The sequence below is a fragment of the Microbacterium sp. genome, from assembly GCF_051953575.1.
In the GTDB taxonomy this organism is placed as follows: Bacteria; Actinomycetota; Actinomycetes; order Actinomycetales; family Microbacteriaceae; genus Microbacterium.
Window position 1 is genome coordinate 1 of the sequence record NZ_JBQCIP010000165.1, and the last position, 14,512, is coordinate 14,512.

Here is a 14,512-nt window from a genome sequence, read left to right on the forward strand (position 1 = left end):
CAGCTACCGGCTCCGCGGCAGGGGCATCGACAGCCTCCCGAGCATCAGAACCCAGGATCCGGCAGACTGAGCAAACGACAACCAGGTGGCCTAGTTTTCACCCGTCGTTTTGGCCGGTTCTTCAACCGTCGCCGACAGCGAGCCCGCCCCGACTACTCTTCCAATCTGGCCGAAGTGCTCGGTATCAGATGCGCGCCACGCCCATGGCCAGCGCCGGGAACTCGGTCACGCCCACCGAGTAACGGGCGGCGCCGCTGACAGCCCTTATCGCCGCAACAGCTTTTCGCGTTTTGTGACCTGGGATCGAACATCTATAGCTTGCAGATCTAACCAACGCGCCTGGAGACGAGCACGGGTCCGATGCACAGACGGTGACACCTGACCTGGCTTTGACCGATTCAGCGACCGGCCACTCTCGAACACCTTTCAGCCACCCCAATCTTCAGCTCCCGCGCATTGCCCGGTTACGGATGCGTAGGTATAGAAAGGCATGAGCAAGTTGCGGGCGGACCTCCTCGAGTACCTTGAACGCGACCAACGCCACCACATCTACCTATCGACGGTGATGGATGTAGTCGAGTCGTATTCCGACCCAGACTGACCCTCAAGGCCGCGCTGAATCCTGAATCACCGGGCGATCGTCAAACCTCCCGGTCTCCACCCAGTCCCTCACCCGGGCGCGAATAGCCCGCTCCATGTTCAGCCGGTCCATGCGTTGGATTCGCTCGGTGAACTCCACGATGGTGCCCGAGTCGGGCACCGACGCCGCCATAATCGCGCTCATCGCCGCGACCTCATCCCGAGGAGCTGCGTCGTGCAATCGGGCTTGCGTGATGACCCACCTCGCGACGACATCGACCAGGACCGTCGCCGCGGGGTTCGGAGTCTGGGACAGGGGAGGGCTCGGAGTAGGGGTCGGAGTCAGAACCAGCGTCGGAGTCGGCGTGGAGGGTCGGCGTCGGCGTCGGCGTGGGCGTCGTCACCCGGACTGTCTCTCGTTGCCATCCAGCGCGACCGCTGAGCGACGCGCTAAGCGGCAAGCGGTTGGCGCCCGATACCACCCGATACCGTAAGCGCGTGGAATCGTTCGAGTCGCCGAACATCAACTTCCTGTCGCAACTGGTGAGCGTCCCCTTCCCGCTCCCGAGCGGCGTGAGGGTCGGCGGGTTGCCCGTTGGGATGCTTGGGGAGAATTTCTTTCGTGCATCCCGGGCGGCTGCGCGCTCGGCGCTCCTGACGCACACCGAGACGAGGCCCGAAGTCCAACTTCGATGCGCGCTGGAAGTCGGCGCGGCGGCTGAGTGGCTTGTCCGGGCGCTCCTCGCGAAGGGAAGCGTCGCGCTGCTCGCGGACCGCCGAAGCAAGAACTCACTTCTTGCACTTGCGAACGTGAGAGCGCTCCCCTCATCGATGGACCACACGACACTGCGGAGCATCACAACCCAGGAGGTTGTCGACCTGTTGGTCGTGACCCATCCCACGCTCGGTATTTCTCGGGATGTCACCGGCATCATGGACGTTCGCAACAGCGCAGCACACATGGCCTTGGTAACAGAACGATCGCTGCACGAGGCGGTTCGGCGACTGGTCCGACTTGTATCGGTGATCGTTCCGGAGTTGCCCGACGACGACGTCGACGAATTCTGGGGCGAGCAGTTGGCGCCCGTGGCTCACCGGATCGCGTCGGACTTCGACAACGAAACTGCAGCGCGTGTGGCGAGCAAGATCGCGGCGGCACAGCAACGGATACGCGAACTGACGGCAAAGCTTCCGCCCGAGAGCGTCGATGCGACCCTGGATGCTCTACAGGACCGACAGGTGCCCGAGGAGATCCTCGAAGACACCGAGGACGTGCAGCATGAGTGCCCCGCGTGCGGGCGGAACAGCTGGCTGACGTACATCAAGTACCGTGACGATGGCCACATGGAGGCCGAGTACGATGACGAGGGCGCTCCGGAGCGTGCGTACATGGTCTTCGAGGTGACGCTGGTGCCTGCGTTGCTCCAGTGCCCGGTGTGCGAGCTCAATCTCGACGGTTCGGCGGATGAACTCGACGGTCTTCTCGACGTGGTGGAGATTCCGGGAGAGGCGATCTACACAGACGCCGACGAGTACTACGCAACCCAGGGGTGGAACGACGACTGACGGACGTTCGGCTAGCCGCCGATCGCTCGAACCGGCCCGGGTGCGGCGCTTTCCGGCGCCGGTGCAGTGCCCCACGGGGATCGATGCCGCACATGTCGCAAGTCCGAGGCATGATCGGCTTATGGCGAAACCCGAGGTACACCCGGACGCGTACGGCGCGCTAAACAGCGAGTTCTATGGCGGATCGCCCGGGCAGTACTTCGAGATGCGGCTTCGGTCATTGCTGACGATGGTGTCGGACGAGAGCGCCGGCCTCGCCGGATCAGGAAGGGGAAAGTTCGAGGAGCTCGAGTTCTCGTTCGGGCCGGACCCATCAACGGACATAGACCGGTACGTGGCTCTCGAGTCGACCGTGTTGCTTCACCACACCGCGGAGGCACTTCTGCGCCTATACCTGGGACACGCCTTCCAGCAACCTTGCCCCTGGGTTGCAATTGCATCATTGCGGTCGTTCGCGAAGTTCAAAGATGATGTCTCTCGCCTTAGGACGGACCTCGACAGCGCGACGCGACAGGATGACCTACTGGAGGTCTTCAGCGCGCGCAGCGACCGAGCGCAGTTCGCGTTGAATGACGAAGAGATGGATCTGCACCGTCAAGGTCTCGCTATTGCCCTGCGTGAGGCAGCAATCACATTCCTCGGCGACAGCAACATCTACAACGCCGCAAAGCACGGGCTTGCGCTGATAGCCGGTGAATCCGGGATGACCATCACGGCCAACGACGGTTCCGGGAGGTCAATCGGTCAATCTGGCATCGCTCTAGTGACTCTCGAGGTTTCCGACGATCGATGGCGCGAGAGAACCACCTGGCTTGAGATCAAGCGGTCCATTGGTCTCATATTCCTGTGGACCGAGCTGATCCAGTCCCTGTGGGAATCCGCACGGATGCGATACCTGGGCGAGGGAGACGCTTCGAAGTTGCGTCGACTGAATGCTGACGAGCTCCGGATGATGCTCGCCGAGCGCAAGAACAAGGCTGGCCTCATCTCCTGGTCAATGGACCTACTGCACGTCGACGAGGGCGATCTGACACGCGCAACACGCGAGCGGAGTTAGACGAACAACTGTGGTGCGCCCGAAGATGGTGGGCCACGCGTTGCCCGGATAGGGATCCGCCTCCGAGGTGGAGCCGTTGCCGTTAGGGGGCGGGTTGCTCGCCGTCCACGCGACCGTTTCCACTGTGGTCTTCGCTGTCGTAGCCGAGCGCTTCCAACGCTCGTGAGCGCGCGCGAGCCAGTTGCTGACGGGGGGATACGAAGATGGTCACGACGAGGGCAATCGCTCCGAACAACGAAAGCCACCACGCTGGGTGAGGGAAACCGCTCGGCCATTCGGTGCGCACGTAGATCATGAAACCGATTAGCAGTGCAATGGCCAGAAGTGCGCCGAACACCGTCAGGAGCCGATTAGCACGTGTCTCGGACGCCGCGACGTACTCGACGAGATAGGCGCGCCGCATCCCCTCGGCTTGGTCTCTTTCCATGTCCGTCAGCGCGTCCGCTCGGACCTTGGACCATCGCTCATAGTTGCTGAACGCGCTCGCCGGTCTGAAAACTTGAGTCAACGCGCCGAGGACGGTAACTATCGCAGCAGCAGCACCTACCGTTTGCCAGACGAACCCCCAGTCCCAGGCCATGTCCGGAGAATAGATCTTTCAACCGTGGTGCCAGGTAACCACAGCGGCATGCCGCTGCATACGGTGATTGCCAACGACCGCATCGATACTCGCACTGGCGCTCCACGCACGGAAGGATGTGCGTTGCGGTCCCACGAAACGCCACGATCCGCGCCGGCAGGTCCTTGCCAGGCTACGTGCACGCAAGAGAATCCCGCGGACAAGGGGCGCCAGTTCGGCCCTCGCTGTGAGGGGTCATGTAGGACCCTCAGGGAAACAACGGGTGCGACCGTGACCTATCCGCACGTCGGGTTCCAGATCTGGGGGCCGAGCAACCCGACAGCGGGATCGTAGCGGGCGCTGTCGGCTCCGTCGCGCTCGACCGCTATTTGCAGACTCCGCTCTCCGCTGCGCTCCGAGCTCCGCTTACCAACCGCGCTCTCGCACGACTGCGCCGACAGCGTCCGCTCGGTCGCTGAATGTCGGGCGAAGCTCGAAGCCGGCTGGCGCGGAGCGGCTTCGTGCGGCGGCTAACTCTGCGCGTCGGCGAACGCGTCCGCGATGAACTTCTCGACGTCCGACTCGCGCCAGCAGCGCCTGCCCGCGATCATCGCCGACTTCGGTGCAGAGCCGGTGTGCAGCATCCATCTCAGCTGCGCCGGCGTCCGCCGGAGGCGTTCGGCTACCTCGTCCAGGAACAGAATGCGATCCATCTCGTCACCCGCCTTGCTAGTTGAAGTCAACTGGATAGCTTAGTGAACCACATTATCTAGTCGCTCACAATAGCCATGCGTAGTAGCATGCCGACATGGCGACAGACGAGCAGATCGGCGCGAACCTCATCCGGATCAGAAACGGACTGAGTCAGAAGGATCTCGCCGATGCGATGCGTGCGCGGGGATTCAAGTGGTCCCAAGCGACCGTGTGGTCAGTCGAGAAGGGGGAGCGGCCGCTGCGCCTCACCGAAGCGGAAGGGCTTGGTGTGGTGCTGGGCATCAATCCTGATCTGTTCCTCGCGACACCGGACGAGCTCGACTTGCACGCCGACGTGGTCGAGTTCACAGAGCTCCTGGAGGACATCTCGGAGCTAGCCGGCGCGGCGTTTGAGGCGCAGCTCAGGCTCGCGCGCGCGATCGATGACCGGCCCGAGTCCGAATGGCCAGACGACTCGCTGACCATCGTGACGCGCAATGCCATCGACGCGGCGCGGGACGGAATTGCTCGTGCCGATGCGAACCATCGCGGTGTGAGCGAAGCGGGCGACTGGCTGAACAGAACCCACGCCGCCTCGTCTGCCCACACACACGCATTCTTCGAGCGCATGCGCGAAGTGATCGCGGAGACACAGCGCGCGGGTGTGCACCGCGAGGAGGAACCGGACGATGGCCTCGATCAAGCAGAGAGCTGACGGCGTCTGGCGCGCTCGCTATCGCGACGACGCCGGACGGGAGCACGCCCGCCACTTCACCCTCAAGCGCGACGCGCAACGATGGCTCGACGAAGTCGCTGCGGCCGTCGTCACCGGCCAGTATGTCGACCCCAAAGCGGGACGCATCACGTGGGCGGAGTGGACGACCCGGTGGATGGAGCGACAATCCTGGGCGATGGGCACGCACGAGGCCGCGGCTGTCGCGGTTCAGAGCGTCCCGTGGCGCGACAGCCCCATCGCGGGCGTGAAGTCCTCGCATGTCCAGGCGTGGGTAGCGGCCGAGTCGAAACGCGGGCTCGCGGCATCCACCATCAAGACGCGCCTCAACTACGTGCAGATGTCGTTTCGCGCCGCCGTTGCCGACAAGGTCATCGCATCGAGTCCGGCTATCGGCGTCAAGGCGCCACGGGGACGCAAGGCCGAAGCCGCGATGCGCATCTTGTCAGCCGAGGAGGTCAACGCCGTACTTGACGCAGCGGGAGACTTCCGTGGCTTCGTCGAGGTGTGTGTCTTCGCGGGCCTCCGACTCGGCGAGGCGGCCGGTCTGCAGCTGCGCGACGTGAACTTGCTCGGACGGGCGATCACCGTCACGCGGCAGGTGCAGGGTGCAACGAACACCACCGCGCAGGTCGTGCCGCCCAAATACGAATCCGAGCGCACTGTTTACGTCCCTGACGAGCTCGTCGTGTCACTGGCCGCGCATGTCCAGCGTCAGCAGGTGACGGGCCATGACGAGCAGTTGTTCGTCACGCCGCTCGGCCGACTCTGGCACCGCAACAACGCCGCGGAGGAGTGGCGCCGCATTCGCGAAGCCGTCGGCCTGTCGGATGAGGTCACTCTGCACACGCTTCGCCACACCTTCGCGTCGAATCTGATCGCGCAAGGCTGCGACGTCGTCACCGTGCAGCGCGCGCTCGGGCACTCCACGCCGTCGATCACGTTGAACGTCTACAGCCACCTCTGGCCGTCTGCCGAAGACAAGACGAGGTCCGCTACGGCGTCGTTCATGGCGGAAATCCGGAATTCTGCGGACTCCTTGCGGACTGAACCCGAAAAACCCCAGGTCAGGGGCTCGCGTCAGCGGTAGTTGACGAACTGCAGGTCGACGTCCAGGTCGGACGCCTTCAGCAGCCGCTGCACCTCCTGCAGGTCGTCGCGGGACTTCGACTGCACGCGCAGCTCGTCGCCCTGGATCTGCGCCTTCACCGACTTGGGGCCCTCGTCGCGGATGATCTTCGAGATCTTCTTCGCGTTCTCGGACGAGATGCCGTCCTTGATGGTCGAGGTGATGCGGTACTCCTTGCTGCCGGCGACGGGCTCGCCGGTCTCCAGACTCTTCAGCGAGATGCCGCGCTTGATGAGCTTGGACTGGAAGACGTCGAGGACGGCCTTGGCGCGTTCCTCGGTGCTGGCCTTGATGAGCACGGCCTCGCCGCTCCACTCGATCGAGGCGTTCGTGCCCTTGAAGTCGTAGCGCTGCTCGACCTCCTTGCGCGCCTGATTGAGGGCGTTGTCGGCCTCCTGGTGGTCGACTTTCGAGACGATGTCAAAGGAGCTGTCAGCCATGCCGGGAATTCTATCCGCGGGTGCTGCACAGCGTGGAGGAATGGATGCCGCTGCAAGCGGTTCCAGATCCTGACAGGCGTGCAAGCGGTTCCATGCTGGCGCGCAAAGTCACGGCGAGGTATCGATCAGGGGCCGGTGTTGCCATATATCGCCTGTCGTTGCAGAATGTAAGCGCTTGCAATCGCAGCGAACCGAGTCGAACCCGCACCGTCGCGCACCGGCAGTGCGGCCGAACTCACTCAGTACCCCAGAGAGGCACCGCACCGATGAAGGTGAACAAGAAGAGCTGGCTCGCGATCGGCGGCATCGCCGTCGCGTCGATCATCCTGGCGGGCTGCTCGAGCAGCAACGCTTCGGACGACAGCAGCAAGGACGACTCCAGCGCGAGCACGCTGACGGTCTGGGTCGACACCGAGCGCGTCGACGCGCTGAAGGGCGCCGTCGAGGCGTACGAGGACAAGACCGGCGTCACGGTCAAGCTCGTCGGCAAGGACAACGCGAAGATCAAGGACGACTTCATCCAGCAGGTCCCGACGGGCAAGGGCCCGGACGTCGTCATGGGTGCGCACGACTGGCTCGGCGAGCTCTCGACCAACGGCGTCGTCGCCCCGATCGAGCTCGGCGACTCCGCCGACGACTACCTCCCCGTCGCGCTTCAGGCGTCGACCTACGAGGGCACCACCTACATGCTCCCGTACGCGGTCGAGAACATCGCGATCCTTCGCAACGCCGACCTCGTCCCTGAGCCGGCCACGAGCTTCGACGACATGATCGCGAAGGGCACCGCCGCGGGCCTGGCCACGCCGTTCGTCGTGGAGCAGGGCGTCGAGGGCAACCCGTACCACCTCTACCCGTTCCAGACCGCGTTCGGCGCCCCCGTGTTCGGCACCGACGCCGACGGCAACTACGACCCGGCAGACCTGCAGATCGGCAACGAGGGCGGCTTCGAGTTCGCCAACTGGCTGTCGGCACAGGGCGCCGCAGGCACCCTCAACACCGACGTCGACGGCGACATCGCCAAGACCAAGTTCACGAGCGGCGAGGCGGCCTTCTGGCTCACCGGCCCGTGGAACGTCGGCGCCGCGACCGACGCCGGCATCAACGTCGCGATCGACCAGATCCCCAGCCCGACCGGTGAGGTCGCATCGCCGTTCGCCGGCGTCAAGGGCTTCTTCGTGAGCTCGGAGTCGAAGAACAAGGTCGCCGCGAACGACTTCCTCGTCAACTACATCGGCACCGAGGACGTGCAGCTCGACCTGTTCAAGGCCGGCAACGTGCTCCCCGCGCTGAAGGCCGCCGCCGACACCGCCGCCGCCGACCCGATCATCGCCGGCTTCCAGAAGGTCGGTGCCGACGCGGTGCCGATGCCCGCGATCCCGGCCATGGGCGCGGTCTGGCAGTACTGGGGCATCGCCGAGGCCGCCATCATCAACGGCGCCGACCCGACGGCGACCTGGCAGAAGCTCACGGACGACGTGGCCGCCGCCATCAAGTAATCCCTGCGGTCCCACGACCGCGCAGGCGACCGGGACGGATGCCGCGGCATCCGTCCCGGTCCCGATGATGAGGACGCTCCATGACCGACACCTTCACCGCTGAGACGGGCGAGCAGGCCCCGCCGCAGACGCCGAAGCAGCGCAGCGCCACCCGCATCGCGGACGCGGCCGGCGGCAAGACGCGCTGGCTCGTGCTCAAGATCGCGCTGCTCGCGATCGTCGACGCGATCGCCCTGTACGCCGTCTTCGTGCTGTTCATGCACAACGAGTGGCTGGTCCTCGGGCTCGTCGTGGCGGTCACCGTCCTCGTGAACTGGATCTACTTCTCACGCAAGCAGATCCCCGCCAAGTACCTGACGCCGGGCATCATCCTGCTCATCGTCTTCCAGATCTTCACGCTGCTGTACACCGCGTACATCGGCTTCACGAACTACGGCACCGGGCACAACGGCTCGAAGGACCAGGCGATCGCGTCGCTCATGCGCTCGTCGCTGGTCCGCGTCGAGGACTCGCCCACGTACGACGTGACGGTCGTCGAGCGTCTCAACGAGCTCGGCCTGCTCGTCACCGACCCGACCGACGGGGAGGTGTCGCTCGGCACCAACACGAAGCCCCTCGAGCCGGTGGAGGTCTCGGCCGACGGCACCGTCGACGGCTGGACCTCGCTGGCCTTCGCCGACGTCCTGCAGCGCAGCGACGAGGTTGAGGCGCTCGCCGTCCCCTACAGCGACGACCCCAACGACGGGGCCATCCGCACGCAGGACGGTCAGAAGGGCTACCTGTACGTCTCGACCCTCGACTACGACCCGGCCGCCGGCACGATGACCGACACGACGACTGGGACCGTCTACACCGACACCGGCGAAGGGGCCTTCACCTCGGCGTCGGGGGAGCAGCTGCTCCCGGGCTGGCCGGTCTTCGTCGGCTTCGACAACTTCGTCCGCGCCCTCACCGACGCGTCGATCCGGGGTCCGCTGCTGGCCGTCACCGCGTGGACGTTCGTCTTCGCCGCGGTCTCGGTGGCCTCCACGTTCTTCCTCGGGCTGCTGCTGGCCCTCGTGTTCCAGAACAAGCGCATGCGGTTCAAGAACGGCTACCGGATCATGATGATCCTGCCGTACGCGTTCCCCGCCTTCCTGTCCGCCCTCATCTGGGCGGGCATGATGAACAAGAGCTTCGGCTTCATCAACCAGGTGCTGCTCGGCGGCGCCGAGATCCCCTGGCTGACCGATCCCTGGCTGGCGAAGATCTCGGTGCTGATCGTGAACCTGTGGCTCGGCTTCCCCTACATGTTCCTCGTCTGCATGGGCGCCCTGCAGGGCATCCCCGAAGAGGTCAACGAGGCGGGTGTGATGGACGGCGCCAACCCGTGGCAGATCTTCCGCCGCATCAAGCTGCCGCTGCTGCTGGTCACCGTCACGCCGCTGCTCATCGCGTCGTTCGCGTTCAACTTCAACAACTTCAATCTGATCTACATGCTCACCGGCGGCGGTCCACGCTTCACGGACGTGTCGATACCGGTCGGGCAGACCGACATCCTCATCTCGATGGTCTACAAGGTGGCCTTCACCGGCCAGAACCGCGACTACGGTCTCGCGTCGGCGTTCACCATCCTGATCTTCATCGTGGTGGCCGTGATCTCGATCATCAGCTTCCGCAAGACCAAGGCCCTCGAGGAGCTGAACTGACATGGCACAGACCGCTCTGACCGAAGACCGCACCGTCGCCGCGACGACGCCCGCGCCGCCCGCTCCCCGTCGTCGTCCGTTCGGCAAGTGGTTCGCCGACACCGGCTGGCGTCATCTCGTCGCGATCGTCGTCTCGATCTTCGCGATCTTCCCGCTGCTGTACGTGCTGTCGGCGTCGCTGAACTCCAACGGCACCCTCATCGGCAGCAACCAGCTGTTCTCGCAGGTGAGCTTCGACAGCTACGTGCGCATGCTGACGAACCCCGACGTGCCGTACCCGATGTGGTTCCTCAACACGATGATCGTCGCGGTGATCACCGGCTTCACGATGGTCTTCATCGGCGCCCTCGCGGCATATGCGTTCTCGCGCATGCGCTTCGCCGGCCGCCGCGTGGGCCTCATCACGATCGTCGTCGTGCAGATGTTCCCGCAGCTGCTCGCGGTCGTCGCGATCTTCCTCATGATGACGTCGATCGGCGACTGGTTCCCGGCCATCGGCCTGAACACCCTGAGCGGACTGATCCTCATCTACCTGGGCGGCGCGCTCGGCGTGAACACGTACCTCATGTACGGCTTCTTCAACACGATCCCGAAGGAGCTCGACGAGGCCGCCAAGATCGACGGCGCGGGCCACGCCCGCATCTTCTTCACGATCATCCTGCGCCTGGTGGCGCCGATCCTCGCCGTCGTCGGGCTGCTGTCGTTCATCGGCATCGTGAACGAGTACGTGATCGCGAGCGTCATGCTGATCGACCCCGACAAGAAGACGCTGGTCGTCGGTCTCACCCAGCTCGTCTCGAACCCCCGCTACGCGGACTGGTCGGCGTTCTCGGCGGGTGCCGTGATGGCGGCCATCCCCGTCGTCGTGCTGTTCCTGCTGCTGCAGAAGTACATCGTCGGCGGTCTCACCGCCGGTGCGACCAAGGGCTGATCGGACGGATGCCGCACCCCGGCGTGCTGCGGCGCGCCGGGTGCGGCATCCGTTCATCCGCTCGTCACGGCCGCGTGCGATCATGACACCCTCACGAAAGGCCGGAGCATGACGAGTCTGCTGCCTCACCACGACGGTTCCCCGCTGCACGTGTCGAACGCCGCGCCGGCGCTCGGCGAGGTGGTGCGGGTGCGCCTGCGCGTGCCCGCCGGCTACGGTCCGCTCGCCGCGGTGCGCACGCGGTCCAATCCCGACCACGAGCCGGAATGGACGGATGCCGTCCTGCTCGGCGCTTCCGACGGCTGGGAGTGGTGGGAGGCGCCGGTGACGGTGCGCAACCCGCGGCACGGCTACCGGTGGGTGCTGCTCCATGGGGACGGCCGCGTCGAGTGGCTGAATCAGACCGGTCTGCACGGGATCGAGACGCTCGACGCCGAGGACTTCGCGCTGGTGGCCACGCCGGCCCCGCCCGAGTGGCTGCACCACGCCGTCATGTACCAGGTGTTCCCCGACCGCTTCGCGCGCTCCGCGGCGGCCGATGACCGGCCTGCGCCGGACTGGGCGATGCCCGCGGCGTGGGACGAGCCGGTGAACCCGGTCGTGCCGGCGCGCTCGCAGCAGTTCTACGGCGGCGATCTCGACGGCATCACCGAGAGGCTCGACCACCTGGTCGCGCTCGGAGTCGACCTGCTCTACTTGACGCCGATCTTCCCGGCGGCCTCGAACCACCGCTACGACGCGTCGAGCTTCGACCGCGTCGACGAGCTGCTGGGCGGCGACGAGGCGTACCTGCGGCTGATCGAGGCGGCGCACGCTCGCGGCATCCGCGTCATCGGCGATCTCACGAGCAACCACTCCGGCGACCGGCACGAGTGGTTCCGCGCGGCGTTCGGGCACCCCGGCGCGCCCGAGCAGGAGTTCTACTACTTCACGAACGACGACAACACGGCGTACGAGTCGTGGCTCGGCCACGCGACGCTGCCGAAGTTCGACTGGTCTTCCCAGGAGCTCCGCCGCCGCTTCGTCGAGGCGCCCGACTCGGTCGTGGCCAGATGGCTGCAGCCGCCGTACGCGATCGACGGCTGGCGCATCGACGTCGCGAACATGACCGGCCGCCTCGGCGCCGTCGACCTCAACGCCGAGGTCCGCGACCTGCTGCGGCGCCGGGTCTTCGAGATCAACCCCGATGCGATCCTGCTCGGCGAGTCCACCAACGACGCCGCGAGCGACCTGCAGGGCGACGGCTGGCACGGCGCGATGACGTACCCGTCGTTCACGCGGCCGGTGTGGGGCTGGCTCTCGGAGCCGACCCACGACCCGTACGTGGCGTGGGACGGGTCGACGCAGACCGAGCCGTGGTTCTTCACGCAGCCGATCGGCGGCATCCCGCGCTACACGGCGCGGCAGTTCGTCGATGCCGTTGTTCGCTTCACCGCGGGCATCCCGTGGCGCGTGCGGCTGGGCAACATGCAGCCGCTCGACACGCACGACACCGGCCGCTTCGCGACGAACGCCGCGCCGGGGACGGTGCCGGTCGCCGCCGGGCTCATGATGACGCTGCCGGGGCTGCCGGTCGTGTTCGCGGGCGACGAGTTCGGGCTGGTGGGCGTCGACGGCGAGGCGAGCCGTACCCCGATCCCGTGGGGCACCGAGTCCTCGCCCGAGGTGGCGGACCGCCTGGCGCTCTACCGCGACCTCGTCGCGCTGCGCCGCGGGCACGAGACGCTCTCGACCGGCGGGCTGCGCTGGGTGCACGTCGACGACGACACCGTCGTGTTCGTGCGGGAGTCGGCCGACGAGACGCTGCTGGTCCTCGCGTCGAAGGGCGATGCGGATGCCGTCGTCCCCGCCGGCGCGCTGCCCGGGGCCGCTGCGGCCGAGGCCGTCTACGGCGACGCGACGCTCGCGGTCGGCGATGACGGCTCGGTGCTGCTGTCGGCGGACGGCCCGGCGTTCGCGGTGTGGGCGCTGCCCGGCGTGGCGGTGCCCGGAGCCTGAGCGGCGTCGTGTCGCCGAGCACACGAACCGGCGGCAAGGGGTGGCGGCGGCATCCGCTCTTCGTAGACTGGGGCGGCGAGGAGGTGCCATGCGCCCGCTGACCGAAGAAGACGTGCGTTCGTCATTCGTGAACGCGTCACCCGACGAGCTGAGACTCGTCGCCCTGCCCGCCGACTTCGTCCTGACCGACTGGGATCATCTCGACTTCCTGGCGTGGCGGGATCCGCGCACGCGCGGCCGCGGATACGTCGTCGCCGAGATCGACGGCCGCCCGGCCGGCATCGTGATGCGCGCCGCGGAGGGCTCGTCGCACGCCCGCGCCGCGATGTGCAACCTGTGCCACACGATGCAGCCGGCTGACCAGGTCGTGATGTACACGGCACGGAGGGCGGGGGATGCCGGCGCCCACGGCGACAGCGTCGGCACCTACATCTGCGCCGACCTGTCGTGCCACGAGAACGTGCGGCTCGCGGCCCCGCTCGCGCCCAACGAGGTGCGGGCGAGCGTCGACCTCAAGATCGACGGCACTCGCCGGCGCACCGAGGCGTTCGTCGGACGCGTGCTCGAGACCGCGGGCGTACGCCGATGACCGTCGTGGTCGTCGGCGATGCCCTCATCGACGAACTGCGCGACGACCACGGCGTGCGCGAGTTCGTCGGGGGAGCGGCGCTCAACGTCGCCGTCGGCCTGTCGCGCCTGGGTGTTCCGACGACGCTCATCGCGATGCTCGGCGACGACGAACCCGCTTCGCGCGTGCGCCGCTACCTCGCCGACTACGGCGTCGACCTCATCGCGACACCGTCGCTGCTGGGCACCGCTCGAGCCGTGTCGACCCGCACCGGGGGCGGCGAGCCGACGTACGTCTTCAACGAGGCGTCGCAGCGACGTCGCATCCGGTTCGGCGAGGCCGAGCGCGCGGCGATGGGCGACGCGGACCTCGTGGTCGTGAGCTGCGTCGCACTCGACGACGCCGAGCAGACGGCGGAGCTGGCCGACGCGATCTCGTCCGCCGGAGTGCCCCTCGCCCTGGACCCGAACCCTCGGGCGGGCATGATGCACGACAAGGACGAGTTCGTGCGTGGCTTCGAGGCGCTCGCCGCCGGCGCCGCGCTCGTCAAGGTCGGTGAGGACGATGCCGCGCTTCTCTACGGGGATCGCCTCGACGCGCTGCGGGCGCGGCTGATCGATCTCGGCGTGCATGCCGTGCTCGCGACCGAGGGCGCGGCCGGCGCCACGATCGAGTCCGGCGACGTCGTCGTCACCCGCCCGATCTCGAACCTGCCGGGACGCATCGTCGACACGATGGGTGCGGGCGACGCGGCCTTCGCGGCCACCGTCGCGACCCTCGTCGCGGGCACGCCCGAAGGCGACGAGGAGTGGGAGGCGGTGCTGCAGACGGCGATGGATGCCGCCGCCGCGACCTGCCGGTTCGAAGGCGCTCTGCTGCGGACGCCGGACTCTCTCACGGGCATGGATCTGGACCGCATCGGCACGTGAGCGGCCTCGATTTCTGACCTCGCGCATCTACGCGTAAGATGGTGGATCGCGCCTCCGATCGACTGGAAAAGCCGGGCGGGTGCGCACCTGGCGAGTTACCCAAGCGGCCAAAGGGATCTGACTGTAAATCAGCCGTCTTAGACTTC

The 14,512-nt window shown here is 66.5% G+C and carries 14 protein-coding genes; 10 read left to right on the plus strand and 4 right to left on the minus strand.

The window, feature by feature from the left end; translation table 11 throughout:
* Window positions 1-604: 604 nt before the first annotated feature.
* On the minus strand, window positions 605-784 hold the full coding sequence (locus ACTHNQ_RS10350; RefSeq protein ID WP_440333295.1) for a hypothetical protein: 180 nt from the start codon (window positions 782-784) through the stop codon (window positions 605-607).
* A gap of 293 nt (window positions 785-1,077) precedes the next feature.
* On the opposite strand from ACTHNQ_RS10350, the gene ACTHNQ_RS10355 reads away from it, so the two are divergent.
* Window positions 1,078-2,145, plus strand: coding sequence for a hypothetical protein (locus ACTHNQ_RS10355; RefSeq protein WP_440333296.1), 1,068 nt, complete (start codon window positions 1,078-1,080; stop codon window positions 2,143-2,145).
* Window positions 2,146-2,266: 121 nt separating this feature from the next.
* Window positions 2,267-3,202 (plus strand): hypothetical protein, encoded by a 936-nt coding sequence (locus ACTHNQ_RS10360; protein WP_440333297.1) that lies wholly within the window; start codon window positions 2,267-2,269, stop codon window positions 3,200-3,202.
* Window positions 3,203-3,284: 82 nt separating this feature from the next.
* On the opposite strand, the gene ACTHNQ_RS10365 is transcribed toward ACTHNQ_RS10360, so the two are convergent.
* On the minus strand, window positions 3,285-3,782 hold the full coding sequence (locus tag ACTHNQ_RS10365; protein WP_440333298.1) for a hypothetical protein: 498 nt from the start codon (window positions 3,780-3,782) through the stop codon (window positions 3,285-3,287).
* A 509-nt stretch (window positions 3,783-4,291) separates the two neighbouring features.
* The gene (locus ACTHNQ_RS10370; RefSeq protein ID WP_440333299.1) at window positions 4,292-4,474 is read right to left on the minus strand and encodes a helix-turn-helix transcriptional regulator; all 183 of its coding nucleotides are present in this window, start codon (window positions 4,472-4,474) and stop codon (window positions 4,292-4,294) included.
* Between the two features lie 95 nt (window positions 4,475-4,569).
* Here ACTHNQ_RS10370 and ACTHNQ_RS10375 point away from each other — a divergent pair, with 95 nt between their 5' ends.
* Window positions 4,570-5,169 carry a helix-turn-helix domain-containing protein gene (locus ACTHNQ_RS10375; RefSeq protein ID WP_440333300.1) on the plus strand — a complete coding sequence of 200 codons (600 nt, stop codon included), beginning with the start codon at window positions 4,570-4,572 and terminating at the stop codon, window positions 5,167-5,169.
* A complete protein-coding gene (locus ACTHNQ_RS10380; RefSeq protein ID WP_440333301.1) occupies window positions 5,144-6,277 on the plus strand; it encodes a tyrosine-type recombinase/integrase in 1,134 nt (377 codons plus the stop codon). The genes ACTHNQ_RS10375 and ACTHNQ_RS10380 overlap by 26 nt, the downstream gene beginning before the upstream one ends.
* Here ACTHNQ_RS10380 and ACTHNQ_RS10385 read toward each other — a convergent pair.
* Complete coding sequence (locus ACTHNQ_RS10385) at window positions 6,268-6,756, minus strand: YajQ family cyclic di-GMP-binding protein (RefSeq protein WP_440333302.1); 489 nt, start codon at window positions 6,754-6,756, stop codon at window positions 6,268-6,270. The genes ACTHNQ_RS10380 and ACTHNQ_RS10385 overlap by 10 nt on opposite strands.
* A 266-nt stretch (window positions 6,757-7,022) precedes the next feature.
* Between ACTHNQ_RS10385 and ACTHNQ_RS10390 the strand changes: the two genes are divergently transcribed.
* The 6 genes from ACTHNQ_RS10390 (at window position 7,023) to ACTHNQ_RS10415 (ending at window position 14,366) form a co-directional block, all read left to right on the plus strand.
* Window positions 7,023-8,252 carry a sugar ABC transporter substrate-binding protein gene (locus tag ACTHNQ_RS10390; protein WP_440333303.1) on the plus strand — a complete coding sequence of 410 codons (1,230 nt, stop codon included), beginning with the start codon at window positions 7,023-7,025 and terminating at the stop codon, window positions 8,250-8,252.
* Between the two features lie 80 nt (window positions 8,253-8,332).
* Window positions 8,333-9,940, plus strand: coding sequence for an ABC transporter permease subunit (locus tag ACTHNQ_RS10395; protein WP_440333304.1), 1,608 nt, complete (start codon window positions 8,333-8,335; stop codon window positions 9,938-9,940).
* 1 nt (window position 9,941) lies between these two features.
* Window positions 9,942-10,871: a sugar ABC transporter permease gene (locus ACTHNQ_RS10400; protein WP_440333305.1), complete on the plus strand. Its 930-nt coding sequence runs from the start codon at window positions 9,942-9,944 to the stop codon at window positions 10,869-10,871.
* A 108-nt stretch (window positions 10,872-10,979) separates the two neighbouring features.
* Entirely contained in the window at window positions 10,980-12,869 is a 1,890-nt protein-coding gene (locus ACTHNQ_RS10405; protein ID WP_440333306.1) for a glycoside hydrolase family 13 protein, read from the plus strand.
* Between the two features lie 88 nt (window positions 12,870-12,957).
* A complete protein-coding gene (locus tag ACTHNQ_RS10410; RefSeq protein ID WP_191169940.1) occupies window positions 12,958-13,458 on the plus strand; it encodes an FBP domain-containing protein in 501 nt (166 codons plus the stop codon).
* Complete coding sequence (locus ACTHNQ_RS10415; protein WP_440333307.1) at window positions 13,455-14,366, plus strand: PfkB family carbohydrate kinase; 912 nt, start codon at window positions 13,455-13,457, stop codon at window positions 14,364-14,366. The genes ACTHNQ_RS10410 and ACTHNQ_RS10415 overlap by 4 nt, the downstream gene beginning before the upstream one ends.
* Window positions 14,367-14,512 lie beyond the last annotated feature (146 nt).